At 67.3% G+C, this 19,433-nt stretch carries 25 protein-coding genes; 7 read left to right on the forward strand and 18 right to left on the reverse strand.

What is annotated here, in order from left to right; genetic code table 11:
- Positions 1 to 186 precede the first annotated feature (186 nt).
- The 4 genes from AC1U2B_RS15175 to AC1U2B_RS15190 are packed head-to-tail and all read left to right on the forward strand — an operon-like array spanning position 187 to position 3,892.
- Positions 187 to 1,116, forward strand: coding sequence for a class I SAM-dependent methyltransferase (locus AC1U2B_RS15175; RefSeq protein WP_480217429.1), 930 nt, complete (start codon positions 187 to 189; stop codon positions 1,114 to 1,116).
- Positions 1,117 to 1,137: 21 nt separating this feature from the next.
- Positions 1,138 to 2,040: a class I SAM-dependent methyltransferase gene (locus AC1U2B_RS15180; RefSeq protein ID WP_260971233.1), complete on the forward strand. Its 903-nt coding sequence runs from the start codon at positions 1,138 to 1,140 to the stop codon at positions 2,038 to 2,040.
- Between the two features lie 14 nt (positions 2,041 to 2,054).
- Positions 2,055 to 2,966 carry a class I SAM-dependent methyltransferase gene (locus tag AC1U2B_RS15185; protein WP_480217430.1) on the forward strand — a complete coding sequence of 304 codons (912 nt, stop codon included), beginning with the start codon at positions 2,055 to 2,057 and terminating at the stop codon, positions 2,964 to 2,966.
- 5 nt (positions 2,967 to 2,971) lie between these two features.
- Positions 2,972 to 3,892: a class I SAM-dependent methyltransferase gene (locus AC1U2B_RS15190; protein WP_480217431.1), complete on the forward strand. Its 921-nt coding sequence runs from the start codon at positions 2,972 to 2,974 to the stop codon at positions 3,890 to 3,892.
- A gap of 9 nt (positions 3,893 to 3,901) precedes the next feature.
- On the opposite strand, the gene sppA is transcribed toward AC1U2B_RS15190, so the two are convergent.
- On the reverse strand, positions 3,902 to 5,689 hold the full coding sequence (gene sppA / locus AC1U2B_RS15195; RefSeq protein ID WP_418005012.1) for a signal peptide peptidase SppA: 1,788 nt from the start codon (positions 5,687 to 5,689) through the stop codon (positions 3,902 to 3,904).
- Between the two features lie 107 nt (positions 5,690 to 5,796).
- Between sppA and AC1U2B_RS15200 the strand changes: the two genes are divergently transcribed.
- Positions 5,797 to 7,023: a serine hydrolase domain-containing protein gene (locus AC1U2B_RS15200; RefSeq protein ID WP_480217432.1), complete on the forward strand. Its 1,227-nt coding sequence runs from the start codon at positions 5,797 to 5,799 to the stop codon at positions 7,021 to 7,023.
- Positions 7,024 to 7,144: 121 nt separating this feature from the next.
- Here the strand turns inward: AC1U2B_RS15200 and rplO are convergent, their stop codons facing one another.
- The 13 genes from rplO to AC1U2B_RS15265 all read right to left on the reverse strand — a co-directional run bounded on the left by rplO (position 7,145) and on the right by AC1U2B_RS15265 (position 13,880).
- A complete protein-coding gene (rplO, locus tag AC1U2B_RS15205; protein WP_043401780.1) occupies positions 7,145 to 7,588 on the reverse strand; it encodes a 50S ribosomal protein L15 in 444 nt (147 codons plus the stop codon).
- On the reverse strand, positions 7,588 to 7,767 hold the full coding sequence (rpmD, locus tag AC1U2B_RS15210; RefSeq protein ID WP_020101428.1) for a 50S ribosomal protein L30: 180 nt from the start codon (positions 7,765 to 7,767) through the stop codon (positions 7,588 to 7,590). Before rpmD ends, rplO begins: the two co-directional genes overlap by 1 nt.
- A 2-nt stretch (positions 7,768 to 7,769) precedes the next feature.
- Positions 7,770 to 8,438, reverse strand: a complete 669-nt coding sequence (gene rpsE, locus AC1U2B_RS15215) for a 30S ribosomal protein S5 (RefSeq protein ID WP_043401777.1) — start codon at positions 8,436 to 8,438, stop codon at positions 7,770 to 7,772.
- A gap of 34 nt (positions 8,439 to 8,472) precedes the next feature.
- Positions 8,473 to 8,874, reverse strand: coding sequence for a 50S ribosomal protein L18 (gene rplR / locus AC1U2B_RS15220; RefSeq protein WP_043401775.1), 402 nt, complete (start codon positions 8,872 to 8,874; stop codon positions 8,473 to 8,475).
- A 2-nt stretch (positions 8,875 to 8,876) separates the two neighbouring features.
- Positions 8,877 to 9,416 carry a 50S ribosomal protein L6 gene (rplF, locus tag AC1U2B_RS15225; protein ID WP_043401772.1) on the reverse strand — a complete coding sequence of 180 codons (540 nt, stop codon included), beginning with the start codon at positions 9,414 to 9,416 and terminating at the stop codon, positions 8,877 to 8,879.
- 12 nt (positions 9,417 to 9,428) lie between these two features.
- A complete protein-coding gene (rpsH, locus tag AC1U2B_RS15230; protein ID WP_043401769.1) occupies positions 9,429 to 9,827 on the reverse strand; it encodes a 30S ribosomal protein S8 in 399 nt (132 codons plus the stop codon).
- Between the two features lie 402 nt (positions 9,828 to 10,229).
- Positions 10,230 to 10,415, reverse strand: coding sequence for a type Z 30S ribosomal protein S14 (locus AC1U2B_RS15235; protein ID WP_005197641.1), 186 nt, complete (start codon positions 10,413 to 10,415; stop codon positions 10,230 to 10,232).
- Positions 10,416 to 10,417: 2 nt separating this feature from the next.
- Positions 10,418 to 10,981: a 50S ribosomal protein L5 gene (gene rplE / locus AC1U2B_RS15240; RefSeq protein ID WP_133759585.1), complete on the reverse strand. Its 564-nt coding sequence runs from the start codon at positions 10,979 to 10,981 to the stop codon at positions 10,418 to 10,420.
- Between the two features lies 1 nt (position 10,982).
- Positions 10,983 to 11,300, reverse strand: coding sequence for a 50S ribosomal protein L24 (gene rplX / locus AC1U2B_RS15245; protein WP_043401761.1), 318 nt, complete (start codon positions 11,298 to 11,300; stop codon positions 10,983 to 10,985).
- Positions 11,300 to 11,668, reverse strand: a complete 369-nt coding sequence (gene rplN / locus AC1U2B_RS15250; protein WP_020101420.1) for a 50S ribosomal protein L14 — start codon at positions 11,666 to 11,668, stop codon at positions 11,300 to 11,302. Before rplN ends, rplX begins: the two co-directional genes overlap by 1 nt.
- A 232-nt stretch (positions 11,669 to 11,900) precedes the next feature.
- Positions 11,901 to 13,040 (reverse strand): YeiH family protein, encoded by a 1,140-nt coding sequence (locus tag AC1U2B_RS15255; RefSeq protein ID WP_480217433.1) that lies wholly within the window; start codon positions 13,038 to 13,040, stop codon positions 11,901 to 11,903.
- 4 nt (positions 13,041 to 13,044) lie between these two features.
- A complete protein-coding gene (locus tag AC1U2B_RS15260) occupies positions 13,045 to 13,170 on the reverse strand; it encodes a hypothetical protein (protein ID WP_260937446.1) in 126 nt (41 codons plus the stop codon).
- 119 nt (positions 13,171 to 13,289) lie between these two features.
- Positions 13,290 to 13,880, reverse strand: a complete 591-nt coding sequence (locus AC1U2B_RS15265; RefSeq protein ID WP_480217434.1) for a TetR/AcrR family transcriptional regulator — start codon at positions 13,878 to 13,880, stop codon at positions 13,290 to 13,292.
- Positions 13,881 to 13,979: 99 nt separating this feature from the next.
- On the opposite strand from AC1U2B_RS15265, the gene AC1U2B_RS15270 reads away from it, so the two are divergent.
- A complete protein-coding gene (locus AC1U2B_RS15270; protein WP_480217435.1) occupies positions 13,980 to 14,633 on the forward strand; it encodes an FMN-dependent NADH-azoreductase in 654 nt (217 codons plus the stop codon).
- On the forward strand, positions 14,630 to 14,950 hold the full coding sequence (locus AC1U2B_RS15275; protein WP_480217436.1) for a DMT family transporter: 321 nt from the start codon (positions 14,630 to 14,632) through the stop codon (positions 14,948 to 14,950). The genes AC1U2B_RS15270 and AC1U2B_RS15275 overlap by 4 nt, the downstream gene beginning before the upstream one ends.
- 13 nt (positions 14,951 to 14,963) lie before the next feature.
- On the opposite strand, the gene AC1U2B_RS15280 is transcribed toward AC1U2B_RS15275, so the two are convergent.
- The 4 genes from AC1U2B_RS15280 to AC1U2B_RS15295 form a co-directional block, all read right to left on the reverse strand.
- The gene (locus AC1U2B_RS15280) at positions 14,964 to 15,677 is read right to left on the reverse strand and encodes a hypothetical protein (RefSeq protein WP_480217437.1); all 714 of its coding nucleotides are present in this window, start codon (positions 15,675 to 15,677) and stop codon (positions 14,964 to 14,966) included.
- A 10-nt stretch (positions 15,678 to 15,687) separates the two neighbouring features.
- Positions 15,688 to 18,039: an arylsulfatase gene (locus tag AC1U2B_RS15285; protein WP_480217438.1), complete on the reverse strand. Its 2,352-nt coding sequence runs from the start codon at positions 18,037 to 18,039 to the stop codon at positions 15,688 to 15,690.
- A 117-nt stretch (positions 18,040 to 18,156) separates the two neighbouring features.
- Entirely contained in the window at positions 18,157 to 18,843 is a 687-nt protein-coding gene (locus AC1U2B_RS15290) for an anti-sigma factor (RefSeq protein WP_480217439.1), read from the reverse strand.
- The gene (locus AC1U2B_RS15295) at positions 18,840 to 19,403 is read right to left on the reverse strand and encodes a sigma-70 family RNA polymerase sigma factor (RefSeq protein WP_480217440.1); all 564 of its coding nucleotides are present in this window, start codon (positions 19,401 to 19,403) and stop codon (positions 18,840 to 18,842) included. Before AC1U2B_RS15295 ends, AC1U2B_RS15290 begins: the two co-directional genes overlap by 4 nt.
- Positions 19,404 to 19,433 lie beyond the last annotated feature (30 nt).

A 19,433-nucleotide genomic window follows, 5' to 3' on the forward strand; every position in this document is an offset into this window, starting at 1 on the left:
GTTGCCGTCCCCCCGACCTGCATCCGCACGGCGCCGGACCCTTCCCAGCCAGCCCGGACCGGTCGAAACCTGCCGCCACCCGGCATTTCTGCCGCGTTCAGGAAGGGCGCGTACAGTCGCCGACAGGTTGTTACATGAGCTAACTACCGGCCCCTTCACCGGGTAACACACGACAGGAATGACGCGATGGCACGCACTGACAACGACACCTGGGACCTGGCATCGAGCGTAGGAGCGACCGCGACCCTGGTGGCCGCCGCTCGCGCCCTCGCCACCCACTCCGAGGATCCGATCATCGACGATCCGTTCGCCGCTCCCCTGGTCCGCGCCGTCGGGGTCGAGTTCTTCACCAAGTTGGTCGACGGCGCCACCGATCCGGCCCAGTTCGGCGCCGGCTACGGCCCGACCATGGCGCAGCTGACCAATGGAATGGCGGCCCGCACCCGATTCTTCGACGACTTCTTCCGCGACGCCGGCAAGGCCGGCATCCGGCAGGCCGTCATCCTGGCAGCCGGCCTCGACGCCCGGGCCTACCGCTTGGCCTGGCCGGCAGGCACAGTCGTCTACGAACTGGACCAGCCCGACGTCATCGAGTTCAAGACCAGAACCCTGTCCGAACTGAACGCTGGGCCGACCACCGAGCGGCGCGCAGTGGCGATCGACCTGCGCGACGACTGGCCGACCGCGCTGCAGGCCGCGGGTTTCGACCCGACCAAGCCGACGGCCTGGATCGCCGAGGGATTGTTCGGCTACCTGCCGCCGGAGGCCCAGGACCGCTTGCTGGACCAGATCTCCGAGCTGTCCGCACCGGGTAGCCGGATGGGCGCCGAAGGCGTACCGGCCACGCCGGACCTCGACGAGGACGCCGTGCGGGAACGCATGAAATCGGCCTCGGAGCACTGGCGCGAGCAGGGCTTCGACCTGGACTTCAGCGATCTGGTCTATCTGGGCGACCGGGCCGATGTGGCCACCTACCTGCAGGGCCATGGCTGGCAGACGACCGCCATCACCGCCAATGACCTGCTGATCCGCAACGGCCTGGCCCCGGTCGAGGTCGACCCCGACAGCGACCACCCCACGATGGGCGAGGTCAACTACGTCACCGCGCTGCGCTGATCCCCTGATAGGAGTGAACCGATGACCCGGACCGACAGCGACACCTGGGATCTGGCCTCGAGCGTGGGCGCGACCGCGACCATGGTGGCCACCGCCCGCGCCCTGGCCACCAAGGAAGCGGAGCCGCTCATCAGCGATCCGTACGCCGACCCGCTGGTGCGGGCCGTCGGCGTCGAGTTCTTCATCAATCTGCTCGACGGGCAGATCGACCTCACCGGCGAGGTCGGGACGGCCGCCGCCATGATGACCAACCTGATGGCGGTGCGGACGAAGTTCTTCGACGACTTCTTTACTTCTGCGACTGCAGCCGGCATCCGGCAGGCCGTCATCCTCGCCGCCGGCCTCGACTCGCGGGCCTACCGGCTGGACTGGCCGGCCGGCACCGTCGTCTACGAGATCGACCAGCCCGAGGTGATCGCCGCCAAGACCGGGACCATGGCTCAGATCGGGGCCACACCCACCTGCGAACGCCGCACGGTCGCGATCGATCTGCGCGAGGACTGGCCCGCCGCACTGCGCGCCGCCGGGTTCGATTCTTCGGCGCCGACGGCCTGGATCGCCGAGGGACTGCTGATCTACCTGCCGCCCGAGGCACAGGACAAACTCTTCGACAACATCACCGCGCTGTCGGCGCCCGGCAGCCGGCTGGCCACCGAGTTCCACACCGACCACGGCGCGGGCATGCGTGAGCGCGGCGCGGCCATGAGCGAGCGGTGGCGCGGCGCCGGCCTTGACCTCAACCTGACCGACCTCTGGTACCAGGGCGACCGGACCTCGGTCGTCGAGCACCTGGATGCCAGTGGCTGGCACACCACGGCCCGCCCGCGACTCGAAGTGTTCGCCGAGTACGGCCGCCCCCTCGCCGAGACCGAAGACACTGCGGCACTGCGTAATTCACTTTCCGTGACGGCCATCAAGAACTAGGAGCTGGGAGAAAAATGACACGAACTGACGGAGATTCCTGGGACCTGGCCTCCAGCGTCGGGGCCACCGCCACCATGGTCGCGGGGCAGCGTGCCCTCGCCCACCGCGAGCAACTGATCGACGACCCGTACGCCGAGCCGCTGGTCCGGGCCGTCGGACTGGACTTCTTCACCAAGGCGCTGGACGGCGAGATCGACTTCGGTGACGTGAACCCGGCCTTCACCCCGCGCCGCGCCGCGGAGGGCATGACGGTGCGCACCCGCTGGTTCGACCAGTTGTTCCTCGATGCGGCCGCCGCCGGCGTCCGGCAGGCGGTGATCCTGGCTGCCGGTCTGGATGCGCGCGCCTACCGGCTGCCGTGGCCCGACGGCACCGTCGTCTTCGAGGTGGACCAGCCCGAGGTCATCGAGTTCAAGTCCACGACCCTGGCCGACCTGGGCGCCGCCCCCACCGCCACCCGGCGCGCCGTCGCCGTCGATCTGCGCGACGACTGGATGCAGGCACTGCGGGACAACGGTTTTGACCCCGCGGCACCCACCGCGTGGATCGCCGAAGGGCTGCTGATCTACCTGCCGCCGGAGGCCCAGGACCGGCTGTTCGACAGCATCACCGCGCTGTCGGCACCCGGCAGCTTCGTGGCCGCCGAGCAGGTCGGCGACCTGAGCAGCGCGTTCGACGACGAGCGGATGCAGGCGATGCGTGAGCGGATGAAGGCGCTCGGTTCGAACATCGAGATCGCCGACCTGATCTACCAGGGCGACCGCAACCACGTCACCGACTACCTGACCGGACTCGGCTGGGACGTCACCGCGCGGTCGGTCGAAGAGGCGCACACCGACAACGGTTTCCAGTACCCGGACGACGAACTGTCCCGGGCCTGGACGCAGCTGAAGTACGTCCGCGCAGTCCTGGACCGGAAGGCGTAACCGCGATGGCACGGACACACGGGGACAGCTGGGATCTGGCGTCGAGCGTGGGCGCGACGGCCACCCTGGTCGCGACCGGGCGGGCGATTGCCAGCACCCACCCACACGGTTTGATCAACGATCCGTTCGCGGCGCCGCTGGTGCGCGCCGTCGGGATCGAGGCGTTCACCAACATGGTCGACGGGGTACTGGACCTCGCCGCTCTCGAGGCCTTCGCGCCCGATGCCGCGGTCCGGGCCCGAGCCAACATCGACGAAATGGCCGTTCGTACCCGGTTTTTCGACGACTACCTCCTGACGGCGACCGACGGCGGCATCCGGCAGGCCGTCATCCTGGCCTCCGGGCTGGACTCCCGCGCCTACCGGCTGCCCTGGCCCGACGGCACCGTGGTCTACGAGATCGACCAGCCGGACGTCATCGAATTCAAGACACAGACCCTGGCCGGCCTCGGCGCGGCGCCGACAGCGCAGCGGCAGACCGTCGCGATCGATCTGCGCGAGGACTGGCCGGCGGCGTTGCAGGCAGCCGGTTTCGATCCCAGCCGGCCGACGGCATGGTTGGCCGAAGGTCTGCTGATCTACCTGCCACCGGAGGCCCAGGACAAGCTGTTCGACAACATTCACGAGCTCAGCGCACCCGGTAGCGCCGTGGCCACGGAATTCGTGCCCGGGCTGAAGGATTTCGATGCCGACAAGGCTCGTGAAGCCGCCGCGGGGTTCGCACAGCTCGGCTTGAACATGGACATGCCGTCGCTGGTCTACCACGGCGAAAGGCATTCCGCCGCAGACTATCTGGCAGCCAAGGGCTGGCAGATGACCGGCGTCGGCCGGTCCGACCTGTACGCCAGGTACGGGCTGGCCGCAGCAGATCTCGGCGGCGACGATCCCATGCGCGAGATCATCTACATCAGCGGCACTCTCGGCTGAGCCCGCTGCCTAGAAGCGGTAGTCACCCAGCCAGAGCGCGCTGACCCCGGTCAGCGATCGCTCGGCCGCACCGAGCGCGCCGACGAGTGAACGGCCGAGCAGTGCCGCCACCGCGTCCGGCAACGACGCCGCCGCGGGTTGCGATGAGGCCTTGGGCCGCACGTGGTCCAGCAGCGACGAGCCCGGGTAGTTGACGACCTTGGCGGTCGCGTCGGGATCGAGTCCGGCCAGCACCTTGGCGCGCCGCACAGCGGTCCGCAGGCCGCCGAGTTCGTCGACCAGGCCGTGTTCCAGCGCGTCGGCGCCGGTCCAGATGCGGCCGCGCGCCACCTGCTCGACGGCCTCGACCGGCAGGTTGCGGCCGTCGGCGACGCGTTCGACGAAGTCGGTGTAGAACAGGTCGGCCTCGGCCACCACGTGCGCGTGCTGGGCCTCGGTGAAGGGCTGGTTCGCGGACCAGGCGTCGGCATTCTCGTTGGTACGCACGGCATCCGAACCGACACCGAGCCGTTCCTTGAGGCCCTTCGTGACGAGCTTGCCCGTCACCACGCCGATGGATCCCGTGATGGTGCCGGCGTTGGCGACGATGTGGTCGGCCGCCATCGACACGTAGTAGCCGCCCGACGCGGCGACCGCACCCATCGACGCGACGACAGGCGTGCCGGCCTCGCGCAGCCGCACCACCTCACGCCAGATGGTTTCCGAACCGGTGACCGCGCCACCGGGGCTGTCCACGCGCAGCACGACAGCTGCGACGTCGTCATCGGCGGCGGCTTCGCGCAGGGCCGCGGCGATGGTGTCGCCACCGACGCTCGACGGGCCGGGCGGGAACGCGCTCGGGCCGCCGCGACCGCTGACGATCGGCCCGGCCATGGTGACGACGGCGATGGTCGGCTTGTGCTTGATGCCCGGCAGCGGCGGCACCTCGGGCAGGGTATGTCCGGCCGTGGCCTTGGCGTACCGGGACAGGAACAACCGCGGCGGCGCGTCCTTGCCATCGGCTTCGGCTGTGCCGCCGATCAATTCACCGACCCGGGCATACGCCTCGTCCCGGAAGCCGATGCGGTCCACGAGCTTGGCTGCCAGCGCGTCGTCGCGCAGCAGCGGCGCCCGGTCGACCAGGGTGTCGAGTTCGTCGGCGTCGACGTCGCGGGATGCGGCGATGGCGGCCAGCACCTGGGCGTGCAGGCTCTCGATGAGCCGGCCGTCGGCCTCGCGGTGCGGCTCGGTGTAGCGGTCCTGCGTGAACATGTTGGCCGCCGACTTGTACTCACCGCGCGCCACGAACTGTGCCTCGATGCCCGCCTTGTCGAAAGCGTCGCGCAGGAACAGCGCGTTGGTGGCGAAACCCACCAGCCCGACCGTGCCCGACGGCTGCATCCACACCTCGCGGAACGCCGAGGCCAGGTAGTACGACATGGTGCCGGGGTAGGTCTCGGCCCAGGCCACGGACGGTTTGACGGCGCTGAACGCGGCGATGGCGTCGCGCAGTTCCTGCACCGGACCGGCTGCGGCAGCGGGCAATTGGACCCGGGCGATCAGCCCGGCCACGCGCTTGTCGTCGGCCGCGCGGTGGATGGCGGCGACGGCGTCGCGCAGCACCAGGGGCCGGGAGTTGCCCATGACGAAGGCGATGGGGTCGAAGCCGGCGGTCTCCGGCGGCACGGCCTGCAGGTCGAGTTCCAGCACGCAGCCGTTCGGCACGCCGTGGTGACGCGCGGTGTCGACCTTGCGGACAAGAGCACGCAACTCATCGGGGCCGGGAAGACCGGGCAGGCTGGGCCGGAAAGCAAACATCTTCCGAGCCTACCGACTCGCCGCCGAGTGCCGAGCAGACGCAAATGTCCCGCGAATGCCGCCGATTCGGGGACATTTGCGTCTGCTCACGGGAGAGGATCAGGGCCATGGTGCTGAAAGTCTCTGTCTCCCCCGACCTGGTCCACGGCGATGCCGACGACGGCTACGGCAAGGTCGCCGACGCGTTCCGGGCCAACTTCGCGGCGGGCAACGAGGTGGGCGCGGCGCTGTGCGTCTACCGCGACGGCCGCAAGGTGGTCGACATGTGGGGCGGCTACCGCGACGGGGTCAGCAAGACGCCATGGCAGGCCGACACCATGGTCAACATGTTCTCGTCGACGAAAGGTGTTGCGGCCCTTGCCGTTGCACACGCGGCGTCGAAGGGACTGTTCGACTACGACAAGCGGGTGGCCGAGTACTGGCCCGAGTTCGCCGCACAGGGCAAGGACGAGGTCACCGTGCGTCAGCTGCTGGCCCACCAGGCCGGGTTGTGTGTCCTGACCCCGAATCCGCTGCTGTCCGACATCGCCGATCCGGTGCGACTCTCCGCCATCCTGGCTGCCCAGAAACCGGCATGGACACCGGGCACCCGGCACGGGTATCACGCCATCACCATCGGTTGGTACGAGTCCGAGCTGATCCGTCGCACCGACGGCCGTACCCTCGGCCGCTACCTCGCCGAGGAGATCACCGGGCCGTTGGGCCTCGACCTGTACATCGGCCTGCCCGACTCTGTCGATCGGGGCCGGCTTGCCACGTTGCACCATTGGCAGCGCTACGAATCGCTCAAGCATCTGAATGTCATGCCGGCGGGGTTCCTGCTCGGCAGCCTGAACCCGCGGGGGCTGTTGGCCAGGACCGCGGCGATCCCGGCCGACATCGACCCGTACGCCGGCGACTACAACACCGACCGGGTGCGCCGCGTCGAGATTCCGTCGGCCAACGGCACCGGGACCGCCCGCGCGCTGGCCGGCCTCTACGGTGCCGCGGCGGTCGGCGGGACCGAAATAGGTTTCACCCCAGAGACTTTCGACGCCTTGGCCGCGCCGCCGAGAGACCCGTCAGGTGGGACGCGGGACAAGGTGATGCGTGCCGAGATCGCGTATGCGCTCGGCTTCTGCAAACCCATCCCGACCTTCGACTTCGGCTCCTCGGGTAAGGCCTTCGGCACGCCCGGGTTCGGCGGCTCGTTCGGCTTCGCCGACCCGGACACCGGCGTCGGGTTCGGCTACGTGATGAACCGGCTGGGTTTCCATCTGGTCAGCGATCCCCGTGAACTCGCGGTGCGCCAGGCGCTCTTCCGCGACGTCCTCGGCGCCCGGGTGCAGACCTAGTCCCGTCGACGTCGATCCTGTACCGAGGGCGCAAAAGTCCGAGTGGCGCCCGCCCTCAGGACAGGATCAACACAAAGAAGAAGGGCCCCCGCCGAAGCGAGGGCCCTTCTCTGTGGAGCAATTACAGCTCGGTCGCGCTACCACCGGCAGCGGTGATCGCCTCACGGGCGCTACCGCTGAACTTGTTGGCGGTGACGTCGAGCTTGACGGCCAGCTTGCCGTCGCCGAGGACCTTGACCAGGTTGTTCTTGCGAACCAGGCCAGCGGCCACCAGCTCGTCCACGCCGACGGTGCCGCCCTGCGGGAACGCCTTGGCGAGATCGCCGACGTTCACCACCGCGTACTCCGTGCGGAAGCGGTTGCGGAAGCCCTTGAGCTTCGGCAGACGCATGTGGATCGGCATCTGGCCACCCTCGAACGTCACGGGGACGTTCTTGCGGGCCTTGGTGCCCTTGGTACCACGGCCAGCGGTCTTACCCTTGGAGCCCTCACCACGACCGACGCGAGTCTTGGCCTTCTTCGACCCCTTGGCCGGCTTCAGGTCGTGCAGCTTGATGACACTCATTACGCCTCCTCGACGGTGACGAGGTGGTTGACCACCGCGAGCAGACCACGGGTCTGCGCGTTGTCCTCGCGAACGACGGACTGGCGGATCTTGCGCAGTCCCAGCGTCCGCAGGCTCTCGCGCTGCTTCCACCGGGCACCCACGGTGCCACGCACCTGGGTGATCTTCAGTTCAGCCATGATTATGCCGATCCTTCACGCGCTGCCGATGCGGCCAGCGCTTCTGCCTCACGCCGGGCCCGCAGCATGCCGGCCGGCGCAACATCTTCGATGGGCAGGCCACGACGGGCCGCCACTTCCTCGGGACGCTGAATCATCTTCAACGCGGCAACGGTGGCGTGCACCACGTTGATCGCGTTGTCGCTGCCCAGCGACTTGGCCAGGACGTCGTGCACGCCGGCGCATTCCAGCACCGCGCGGCAAGCGCCACCGGCGATGACACCGGTACCCGGGCTGGCCGGACGCAGCATCACGACACCGGCAGCGGCCTCGCCCTGAACCGGGTGCACGATGGTGGCGCCGATCAGCGGGACCCGGAAGAAGCTCTTGCGAGCCTCCTCGACACCCTTGGCAATGGCGGCCGGAACTTCCTTGGCCTTGCCGTAGCCGACGCCCACCATGCCGTGGCCGTCACCGACGATCACCAGGGCGGTGAAGCTGAAGCGCCGACCACCCTTGACCACCTTCGAAACGCGGTTGATGGTGACAACGCGCTCGATGTAGTTGCTCTTCTCACCACGGTCGTCGCCGCGACCACGGCCACCGCGGTCATCGCGGCGACCGCGGCCGTCACGGTCACCACGACCGCCACGGTTGTCCTGCGCCGAAGCGGCGCCAGCCTGCTCGGCCATTATGCAGTCCTTCCGGTCTTCTTGAAGTAAGTCATTAGAACGTCAACCCGCCTTCACGAGCGGCGTCGGCGAGAGCGGCGATCCGGCCGCCGTAGGTGTATCCACCACGGTCGAACACCACCTCGGAGATGCCGGCTGCCTTGGCGCGCTCGGCGATCAGCTGACCCACCCGGGTGCTGACGGCCTTCTTGTCGCCGTCGACGGCACGCACGTCGGCCTCGATGGACGACGCGGCGGCCAGCGTGGTGCCGGTCAGGTCGTCGATCACCTGGACGTGGATGTGCCGCGAAGAGCGGTTGACCATCAGGCGCGGACGCTCGGACGTGCCGGCGACCTTCTTGCGCAGACGGGCGTGACGACGCAGACGCGCCACCCGACGGGTCTCAGAGATGTTCTGGCCCAACGGCTTACGCTTGTCAGTCTCAGTGTTGGCCATTGCTACTTACCTGTCTTTCCGACCTTGCGGCGGATCTGCTCACCCTCGTAGCGAATGCCCTTGCCCTTGTACGGGTCGGGGCGACGCAGGCGGCGGATGACTGCCGAGATCTGGCCGACTTTCTGCTTGTCGATGCCGGACACCGAGAACTTCGTCGGGGTCTCGACTGCGAACGTGATGCCCTCTGGGGCCTCGATCAGCACCGGGTGGCTGTAGCCGAGCGCGAACTCCAGGTTCGAGCCCTTGGCCTGCACGCGGTAACCAACGCCGAAGATTTCCATCTTGGTGGTGTAGCCCTGCGTCACACCGGTCACCAGGTTGGCGATCAGCGTGCGGGACAGTCCGTGCAGCGAGCGGTTACGACGCTCGTCGTTCGGACGGGAGACCACAACGGCACCTTCGTCGTTACGCGACACCTCGATGGGCTCGGCAACGTCGAGCGCCAGGGTGCCCTTGGGGCCCTTCACGGCGATGCTCTGGCCTTCGATGGTCACATCGACACCGGCCGGAATGAGAACCGGCTGCTTTCCAATACGCGACATGTTTTCTGCCCCCTACCAGACGTAAGCGAGGACTTCGCCGCCCACGCCTTGTCGAGCTGCCTGGCGGTCGGTGAGCAGGCCAGAGGACGTGGAGATGATCGCCACGCCAAGGCCACCCAGAACCCGCGGCAGGTTGGTGGATTTCGCGTACACCCGCAGACCGGGCTTGGACACCCGGCGGAGGCCGGCGATGCTGCGCTCGCGGCTGGGGCCGTACTTGAGGGACACAATGAGGCTCTTGCCCACGCGGGCGTCCTCTGTGCGGTAGTCGGTAATGTAACCCTCCTTCTTGAGGATCTCGGCGATGTTCGCCTTGATCTTCGAGTGGGGCAGGGTCACCTCGTCGTGGTACGCCGAGTTGGCGTTGCGCAGACGTGTCAAGAAGTCTGCGATCGGATCCGTCATTGTCATGACAGCGTTGATCAACCTTTCTCGCTGCGGTTCCCATGCATCACGCCCGTGTCGGTCCCACCTTGCGGTGGCTCGGCACGTCACATCGTGGGCCTGCTACGAAGTGTTTTCCCGTATCTGACCGAGGTCGGTCAGGGGCCGTGCATCGGTAGTGCAATCCAGTTTCAGAAGGCACATGCCGATCGGCCATTGGGCTGAAAAGCCCATGGCAACCTGCCCAGTGTAGACAATCCGCAGCTCAGGGCCAAATCCGTGCGAATCGGCGCCGAGCGTGGGGGTTGACGCGGATTTCCGACCGGATTTCCGCGCAATCCCCCACTCTCGACGCAGAAAAAACCGCCCCGGTCACGAGGACCGGGGCGGCTTTCTACAGCTTTCTACAGCGTCATGAGACGGGCAGAGTCACCAGCTGGACTTCTGCACACCGGGCAGCTCGCCGGCGTGGGCCATCTCCCGCAGGCAGATTCGGCACAGGCCGAACTTGCGGAACACCGAGTGCGGGCGACCGCACTTGTTGCAGCGGGTGTAGCCACGCACCGCGAACTTCGGCTTCTTGTTGGCCTTGTTGACCAGAGCCTTCTTTGCCATTGTCAGTTCTCCTTGAACGGGAAGCCCAGGGCCCGCAGCAACGCACGGCCTTCGTCGTCAGTGGTGGCCGAGGTGACGACCGTGATGTCCATGCCGCGGGGGCGGTCGATCGAGTCGACGTCGATCTCGTGGAACATCGACTGCTCGTTGAGGCCGAAGGTGTAGTTGCCGCTGCCGTCGAACTGCTTGGCCGACAGACCGCGGAAGTCGCGGATACGGGGCAGTGCGATCGAGATCAGGCGGTCCAGGAACTCCCACATGCGGTCGCCACGCAGGGTGACGCGGCAGCCGATGGGCATGCCCTCACGCAGCTTGAACTGCGCGATGGACTTGCGGGCCTTGCGGATTTCCGGCTTCTGGCCGGTGATCAGCGTCAGGTCGCTGACCGCGCCGTTGATCAGCTTGGCGTCGCGGGCGGCGTCACCGACACCCATGTTGACGACAACCTTGACCACGCCGGGGATCTGCATGACGTTGGCGTAGTTGAATTCATTGCTGAGCGCGTCGCGGATCTCTTCGCGGTAGCGCGTCTTCAGCCGGGGCTGAGTCTTTTCCACTGTGGTCATCTCAGATGTCCTTGCCGTTGCGCTTCGAGATACGGACCTTCTTGCCGTTCTCCTCATCGACGCGGTAGCCGATGCGGGTGGCGTTGCCGTCGGAGTCGACCACCATCACGTTCGAAACGTGGATCGGCGCCTCCTGGGTGACGATGCCACCCGACGATGCACCGCGCTCGTTCTGAGACTGCGCAGTGTGCTTCTTGATCCGGTTGACGCCCTCAACGAGCACTTTGTTGCGGGTCGGGTAGGCCTCGATGACCTTGCCCTTGGCACCCTTGTCCTTGCCGGCGATAACCAGCACGGTGTCGCCCTTGTGCACCTTCATCACAAAACCTCCGGGGCCAGCGAGACGATCTTCATGAACTTCTTCTCGCGCAGTTCGCGACCGACCGGCCCGAAGATGCGGGTACCGCGGGGGTCATTGTCGTTCTTGATGATGACGGCGGCGTTCTCGTCGAACTTGATGTAGCTGCCGTCCGGCCGGCGGCGCTCCTTGACGGTGCGCACGACGACGGCCTTGACCACGTCACCACGCTTGACGTTGCCGCCCGGGATGGCGTCCTTGACGGTCGCCACGATGATGTCGCCGATGCCGGCGTAGCGCCGCGACGAGCCACCGAGCACGCGGATGCAAAGGATTTCCTTTGCGCCCGTGTTGTCGGCGACCTTGAGTCGCGATTCCTGCTGAATCACTCGATCTCCTGACCTGGATTTTGTATGCACGCCAGATACCGACCTGGACGTGCGCGGTCTTGTTGTCCAAAGGCACGCGAAGTCACGTGATGACCGGGGTCTGCCCTGGGCAACCCCTACATACTAGGCGAGCAGCCATAACGCTCCAAATCGCTGCCCAATCCACCCAGAAGCAGGCGAAATGGCCGCTGCCATTCGATGGCAACGACCAGTTCGTCGATCTCGCGGTCGGTCAGCCGACGACACCCCAGCCCAGCACCCGCGACGTCAGCAGCACCAACACCAGCGACACCGTCGCCACCACGACCAGACCGATCACCGCGACGACGAGCGGGCGCCAGCCGGTACGCGCGATCTGCCGGAAGTCGGTGGACAGCCCCACCCCGGCGAAGGTGAGCAGGAACGCCCATTTGGACACCGCGGCCAGGTTCGCGACCTGCCCCTTGCTCAGCAGCCCGGCGGTGACGACGGCCGATACCGCCAGAAAGCCGAGCACGAACTTCGGGAACTTCTGCCAGATGAACGCCGCCTTGGCTCGCACTCCGGGGGCGACGGCGTCGGCCTCGCCCCGGGCGGCCCAGTAGATGGCGAACCCGAGGACCACGAAACCGATCAGCGCGTTGCGCACCGACTTCACCAGGACGGCGGTCTTGCCGGCCTCGTCGGAGAAGAGGTACCCGGTGGCCGTGGTCTCGGCAGTGTTGTCCACCGCGAGGCCGGCCCACAGCCCGAACTCGTGATCGGTCAGGCCGATGGCGTGGCCCAGCGGCGGCAGCACGAACAGGGCGACGGCGCCGAGCGCCAGGATCGACGCGATCGCGTAGCTGACTTCGGAATTGCGGGCCCGGATGGCGCCCTTGGCCGCGATGATCGCCGACACCCCGCAGATCGACGTCCCGATCGCCAGTAGCGAGCCGAGCTTGCCCGACAGCCCGAACCACCGGGCCGCGGCGATGATGATCGCACCCGCGACCGTCATGTCGATGAGAATCTGCAGCAGGCTGGTGGCACCGAGCTTGAGGACGTCGCCGAGCACGAACCGCGCGCCCAGCAGGACGATGCCGACCTTGAGCCAGAACTCGTAGGTGCCGACGCCCGGGCGGAAGATCCGGTGCAGGCCAACGGTGTTGGTGATCACCAGTCCGAAAACGATGGCCCACAAGACGTATTCGATGTCGGGCACGCGCCAGTGCTCGTGCTTGGCCAATGCCAGCCAGCCGATTTGGGCGTACTTGCCCGCCAGGCCCACCGCCACCAACAGCAGCAGGCCGGGCAGGTAATCGACGAATCGACGGGCGCCTGTGTGCTGTTCGAGGTCGACCTCAGCTGCCGGCTCGACCTGGTCGGCCGCGCCGGCCGTGTCCACACTCATCGCGTCACCAGCCGATCTTCGGCAGCACGCCCGCCACCGCGAGCGCGGTCACGGCGAGGCCCAGAATCGTTGCCCACCAATCGGTCCCGACGCGGCTCACCCAGCCGCGCGTCGTCTCGGACTCAGTCATCACGCCTCTCCCATCACCCGATGTCGGCTCATCGTGGCGTGCGCCGCGTCCACTGCACAGGGATCCGATCGCGCTGAATCTGAAACCTCGACGAAGATGTCCTCGCCGCGCGATGGCGCTCAGCCGAGAATCGCGTGCGCCAACCGGGTCAGCGCGCCGCCGATCTGCGCGACGGACAGACCACGGTCGCGCTGGTGCTGGAAGTTCTCAGCGGCCAACGGCGCCAACAGAATGTCCACCAGCGGATCAGGCTCGGCGACATCGGCCTGTACCAGGAGGGCGCGAACGTGGGCGGCCCAGAAGCCGTAGGCCCCGGTGCGAAAGCGTTCGCCGCCCCCTTCGGCACCGAGCGCCAGGTCCACATGCCGGTCGAGGAGCTCGAGCATGGCGGCGTAGAACGCCGAAAGCCGTTCGGCTGGAGCAGCTCCCGGCCCGAGCGGCGGGCTACCGGAGATCAGCTCTCGCTGCAACGCGCGTTCGTGTTCGTCGAGCAGCGCGACGGCAATGGCCGCGGTGTTGGGATAGCGCCGGTACAGGGTGCCGCGTCCGACGCCGGCCGCCGTGGCGATGTGTTCCATCGTGACGCTGCGTGGGTCGCGGCCGGCGAAGACTGCCGCGGCCGCGGCGAGGATCCGGGCCCGATTGCGCGCGGCGTCGGCACGCTCGGTGCCGGCGTCGTCACCACCGAGCAGGTCCACGCCGATGTCCATCTCCGCACAATAACCCACATCCGGAATAAGTGGACACGTCGTCCGGTTAACCCTCATGATCACAACCGGACACAACGTCCACTTAATCGGAGGATGGTCATGACCACGTTGCTTCACCTGGATGCCAGTGCCCGCAACCCCTCGATCAGCAGGCAGGTCAGCGCCGAGTTCGCGCAGGCCTGGCGCGCGGCGGCGCCCGCCGGCAGCTACCGCTACCGCGACGTGGCGGCCCATCCGGTGCCGTTCATCGACGCCGGCTGGACCGAGGTCTGCGATGCGGCGCTCGCCGCCGGCGTCACCGACCTCGACGAGCTGGCCACCCTGGCGCGCACGCCGGCCCAACTCGCGGCCTGGGCCACCGTCGCGCCGTTGCTTGCCGAGCTACGTTCCGCCGACGTCGTGCTGATCGGCACGCCGATGTACAACTATTCGATTCCGGCGTCGCTCAAGGCCTGGCTGGACCAGGTGACATTTCCTCGAATGTCGTTGGCACCCAGACGATTCGTGGTCGCCACCGCACGCGGCGGCGCCTATTCACCGGGCGCACCGAAGGCAGCCTTCGACTACCAGGAGCGGTTCCTGCGCGACTTCTTCGCCGGGCACTTCGCCGTCACCGACACCGTGTTCATCAATGCCGAATTGGCCAACTCCCGGCTCGATCCCGCGCTCGCGCAGTTCCGGGCCGGACATGACGCATCCCTGGCGGCCGCGCTCGGCGCTGCCCGCGCCTTGGCGGTGGAGTACGCGAAATGAACTGGCTGATCCTCGCTTTGGCCGGCGCGGTGGAGATCGCCTGGTCACAGAGCATCAAACCGACCGACGGGTTCACCCGCCTGCTGCCGACGATCGTCTGCGTGCTGGTCGGCGCGTTGTCGGTGTACCTGTTGTCGCTGGCGATGCGGGCCTTGCCGGTCGGCACCGCGTACGCGGTGTTCACCGGCATCGGCGCGGTCGGGGCCATCGCCATCGGGGTGCTGGTCCACAAGGATCCGCTGAGCACCGGCCGCGCAGTGGCCTTATCGATGATCGTCGGTGGAATTGTGTTGGCCCGCATGACCAATCCCGAGTAATGCGCGCCAGCGCTCAGCTCATCCGAATACCGAAGTCCCCCAGCAGGACCGGCTTGGCCACATCGAGGCCCTTCGACCCGGTCGGCCCCTGCAGTTGCAGCGCGACGAGGTAGTCCCCGTTGTTGGTCCACACGTGCACGATGCGGTCGACGTAGTCGCTGCCGGAGCCGGGCTTGTCCGCGAGGACGCCCATCAGTTTCTGGCCGCTGTACCCACACAGCTCGTCGGGCAGCACGCTGACGCTGTTGAATTCGTGGCCCGCGGTGCGTGCGTCGGTGTACTGCTGGAACGCGGCGGCCGCGTCCTGGGTGGTCGGGGTGATCCGCACGGTGCCGGTCAGGCCGTCCGGTCCGGTCAGATTCAGCGCGACGTCGCCGGACGCCGGTGCCCCCGGGGTGAATCCGTCGGGCACCGCGACGATGACGGTCGGCGAACCGGGGGCTCCGGTGGTAGCCGTCATGGTCTGCGCGGGCGCGGCGGGCGCGTCGCAGGTCTGCTCCCCCGCCGCGAGGGCGCGCTTGGTGGTCTCGACCACGCCGTACGTCGGTAGGTCCGGCATCTTCGACGACGACGCCGCCGTGGACGACGGAGCCGACGAACTGACGGTCGTGCTCGCCGGAGGGTTGGATGTCGTTGTGCTGGTCGACTTCTCGCCGCCGTTGCCACAGCCGGCCAGCAGCACCACCGCGGACACCGCGGTGGCACAACGGATGATCCTTGTACTCATCAGCAGTCCCCTAATCCTTCGAAAATGCCTGGGCCAGTTCTTGTTCGACATCGAGGTACGGCGTACCGGAGATGTCGACGACAACCTTGGCGATGGTGCCACCGACGAACGGGTACGGCGCCCGGTAGCGGTTCGACACCGGCTGGCCCGCGTTGCGCCCGACCGCCACGCCACCACCGGCGAGTCCGAAGGTGCCCGGGTGGGCGCGGATGTCCGGGCGGTTCGCCACCACCGCGTCGTCGATGCGCAGTTCGACGACACCGAGTGGGGTGTGGCTGCCTTCCACCGTGCCGGTCCGGTCATATCGGACACCGAAGACGTGCCGCCCCAGAGGCAGCGGGTCGAGGGCGGACACCCACTGCTCGTCCTCGCCCATGAAGTTGTAGACGTACTGCAGCCGGCCGTCCTGCACGAACAAAACGTGCCCGCCGTGCCCGGCGCCCTGTTTGAACAGCACCCCTTCGGCGCCAGCTGATTCGACGTCGACCTCGGCCAAGACGGAGAACGACTGCCCCCGCAATTCGACGCCGGCACCGATGCCCACCTCTGCGGTGCCCGGGTAGTACGTGAAGGTCTGCCGGTCGCGCATGAGGTAGGGGCGGTCCCGCAGCAACGTCTCGAATACGTTGAGGTCAGCCAGCGGCAGACCGTTGTACTTCGCCGCCTCGGAGAACCAGAGCTCTTGGAGTTCAGCGAGTTTCGCCGGCTCGCCGGCGGCGAGGTCACGGCACTGGCTGCGGTCGGATTCGATGTGGAACAGCTCCCAGCGGTCCTTGTCGAAGTGCGACCAGCCTGACGGCGTGGCGGCGTGCACGGTATTGGCGAACCAGCCGTTGTGCCAGATGCCACGGGTACCCAGCATCGCGTAGAACTGCGTCGTCTTGCCGGTGTCAGCGGCCGAATCTTCCAGCGCCGCTTTGAAACTCACACCCTCCAGCGGTCGCTGCGGGATGCCTCTGACCTCGGCGGGCGGCTCGATGTCCAGCAGATCGTAGACCGTCGGCGTGATGTCCGCGACGTTGACATAATTGTCCCGCACCTCGCCGTGCGCGGCGATTCCATTGGGCCAGCTGATGATTGCGGTGTCGGCGATGCCACCCTCGTGGGAGGCGTAGCGCTTGAACAGCTTGTAGGGCGTGTTGAAGGCCATCGCCCAGCCGATCGGATAGTGATTGTAGGTATCCGGCGACCCCAGGGTGTCGAAGTACCGCATGCTCTCTTCGACGGTGTCGATGTAGCCGTTGAAGAACTTGTTCTCGTTGACCGAACCGTTCGGGCCACCTTCGCCGCTGGCGCCGTTGTCGGAGATGACGACGATGAGGGTGTTGTCGAGCTGGCCTGACTCCTCCAGGTAGTCGAGAATCCGCCCGATCTGCGCGTCGGTGTACGACAGGAAGCCGGCGAACACCTCGGCCATCCGGGCGAACAGCCGCTTCTCGTCGTCGGTGAGCCCATCCCAGGGGCGCACCGTGTCCTGCAGCGGCCATGGCTCACCGTTCGGACCCTTGACGTCCAGATACGGGTTCATGGGCGAGAGTTCGGTGTCCGGCGGCACGATGCCCAGCCGCTTCTGGTTTTCCAGCACCAGGTCGCGATAGGCCTCGTAGCCCATGTCGAACTTGCCGGCGTACTTGTCGGCCCACTCTTTGAACACGTGATGCGGCGCATGCCCGGCACCGGGGCAGACATAGGAGAACCACGGCTTCTCCGGGGCGATCACCTTGGCATCCCGGATGAACTCGATGGCCTTGTCCGCCAGGTCTTTTGACAGGTGGTATCCCTCTTCGGGGGTGGCCGGCGGCGCGACGGGATGGTTGTCGTACACCAACTCCGGGTACCACTGGTCGGTCTCGCCGCCCATGAAGCCGTAGAACCGTTCGAAGCCCCGTGACAGCGGCCAGTGCCGCTTCGTGGACGCGAGGTTCGATTCCTCCAGCGGCGTCAGGTGCCACTTGCCGACGCAATAGGTGTTCCAGCCCCGCTCTGCCAGCACCTCGGACAGCAGTGCCGTCTCAAAAGGTATGCGGCCGTGGCAGTTCGGGAAGCCGTCGGTGAATTCCTCGATGGTCGCCATGCCGACCGAGGTGGCATTGCGGCCGGTCAGCAGCGAGGCCCGGGTCGGCGAACACAGCGCGGTGGTGTGGAACTGGGACAGCCGCACACCCTTGTCCGCGATCCGGCGCATGGCCGGCATGTCGACCAGGCCCCCGAAGCAGTCCCAGGTGGCGATGCCGGTGTCGTCCCACACCAGGTAGAGCACATTGGGCGCGTCGGGCGGGGCCGTCGGTGCCGCGTACGGGCCCCAGTCGGCCTCGGAGTCGCGGATGTCGAGTTTGATCTTGCCCTGGAATTCAGTTGCCATGACGCCTCGTCCCGGTCAGTATTCGCCGATATCGGCGGCCCGCCCGGAGATTACACCCGCCGGCAGGCCCGCGACCCGGATATTGACGGCCGCGCACGCGGCGCGCGGCCTGCCGCGTCACGGCAGCACTACCCGCCCCACCATGTCACCGGATGGCGCATCCGCTGTGCGGCCCAGCGGCTCCACAGTCAGACCCAACGCCGATGCTCGTCCGATGTTCGTGACCATGACGGTGCGCGGATCCCGGATCGCCGGACCCGACGGGACGGGGACACCGTCTTGCATCAACCACACTTGGTAGGCCATGCCCGGCGGCGGCGCGGCAGCACCGTCGAACACCACCATCCCGTCGCCGCGTGTCCGCGAGTACACGAAGGTCGCCGTGCCCCCGGAGCGCAGGGCGGTGGAAACAGTGCGTACGTCAGGAGCCGTCATCACCTGCTCGGCGACCGGCGGCGCGGCCGGCGGACGCAACATCCAGCCTGCCACGAAGGCGCCGCCCCCGACCGCGACGACGGCCGCCGCCGCCAGAACCGCATTGCGCCAACGGTGTTCGCGAACCAGGCGCCGATTGCCTTGCAGGACCCGAGCTCTCAGCGCCGCCGGCGGCGGCACCGCGGTGCCGGCCGACAGGGCCCCAAGGGTCTCGCGGGTTTCGGCCACCTGATTCCGAAACGCCTCGGCGACCGGCCCCGGCGCCTCGACCAGGTGCCGCTCGATCTCGGCACGCTCGGCATCGGAGACGGCATCGAGCGCGTACGGCACTGCCAACTCCAGCAGTTCGAATTCCGACGGATCGCTCATGACTCCCCCAGACAATCACGGAGCTTGCGCAAGCCGTCCCGCATCCGCGATTTCACCGTGCCGAGACTCGTGGCCAGCCGCTCGGAAACCTGCACGTAGGTCAGGCCGCCGTAATAGGCCAACTCGATCGCCTGACGCTGGGTGTCGGTCAGGATGCCGAGGCAACCCACGACGCGGCGACGGTCATCGCCCAGGACCACCGCTTCGGCCACCACATCCGAATCGGTATCGACATGTGTTGTGCCGTAAGTCCATTCACGATGACTGTGCGCAACCTCCGCGCGCACCCGATCAACAGCCCGGCGGTGTGCCAGCGTCATCACCCAGGCCAGCGCCGACCCCTTGGCGGGATCGAAACCGGCTGCCGACCTCCACACCTGGGCGTACACCTCCTGCGTTGTCTCCTCGCTGTAGCCGGTATCCCGCAGCACCCGCAGAATCAGGCCGAAGACCCGGGCACAGGTCGCGTCATAGAACGATGCGAACGCGTCGGTATCCCCGCCGGCGACACGATGCAGCAAGGCACCGAGATCGGGGGTGGGCTCAGACGACGAGGGCATCGTCTGAGCAGCCTAGCCGCACCGTCAGTG

The organism is Mycolicibacterium sp. P4_G11 (genome assembly GCF_056555145.1).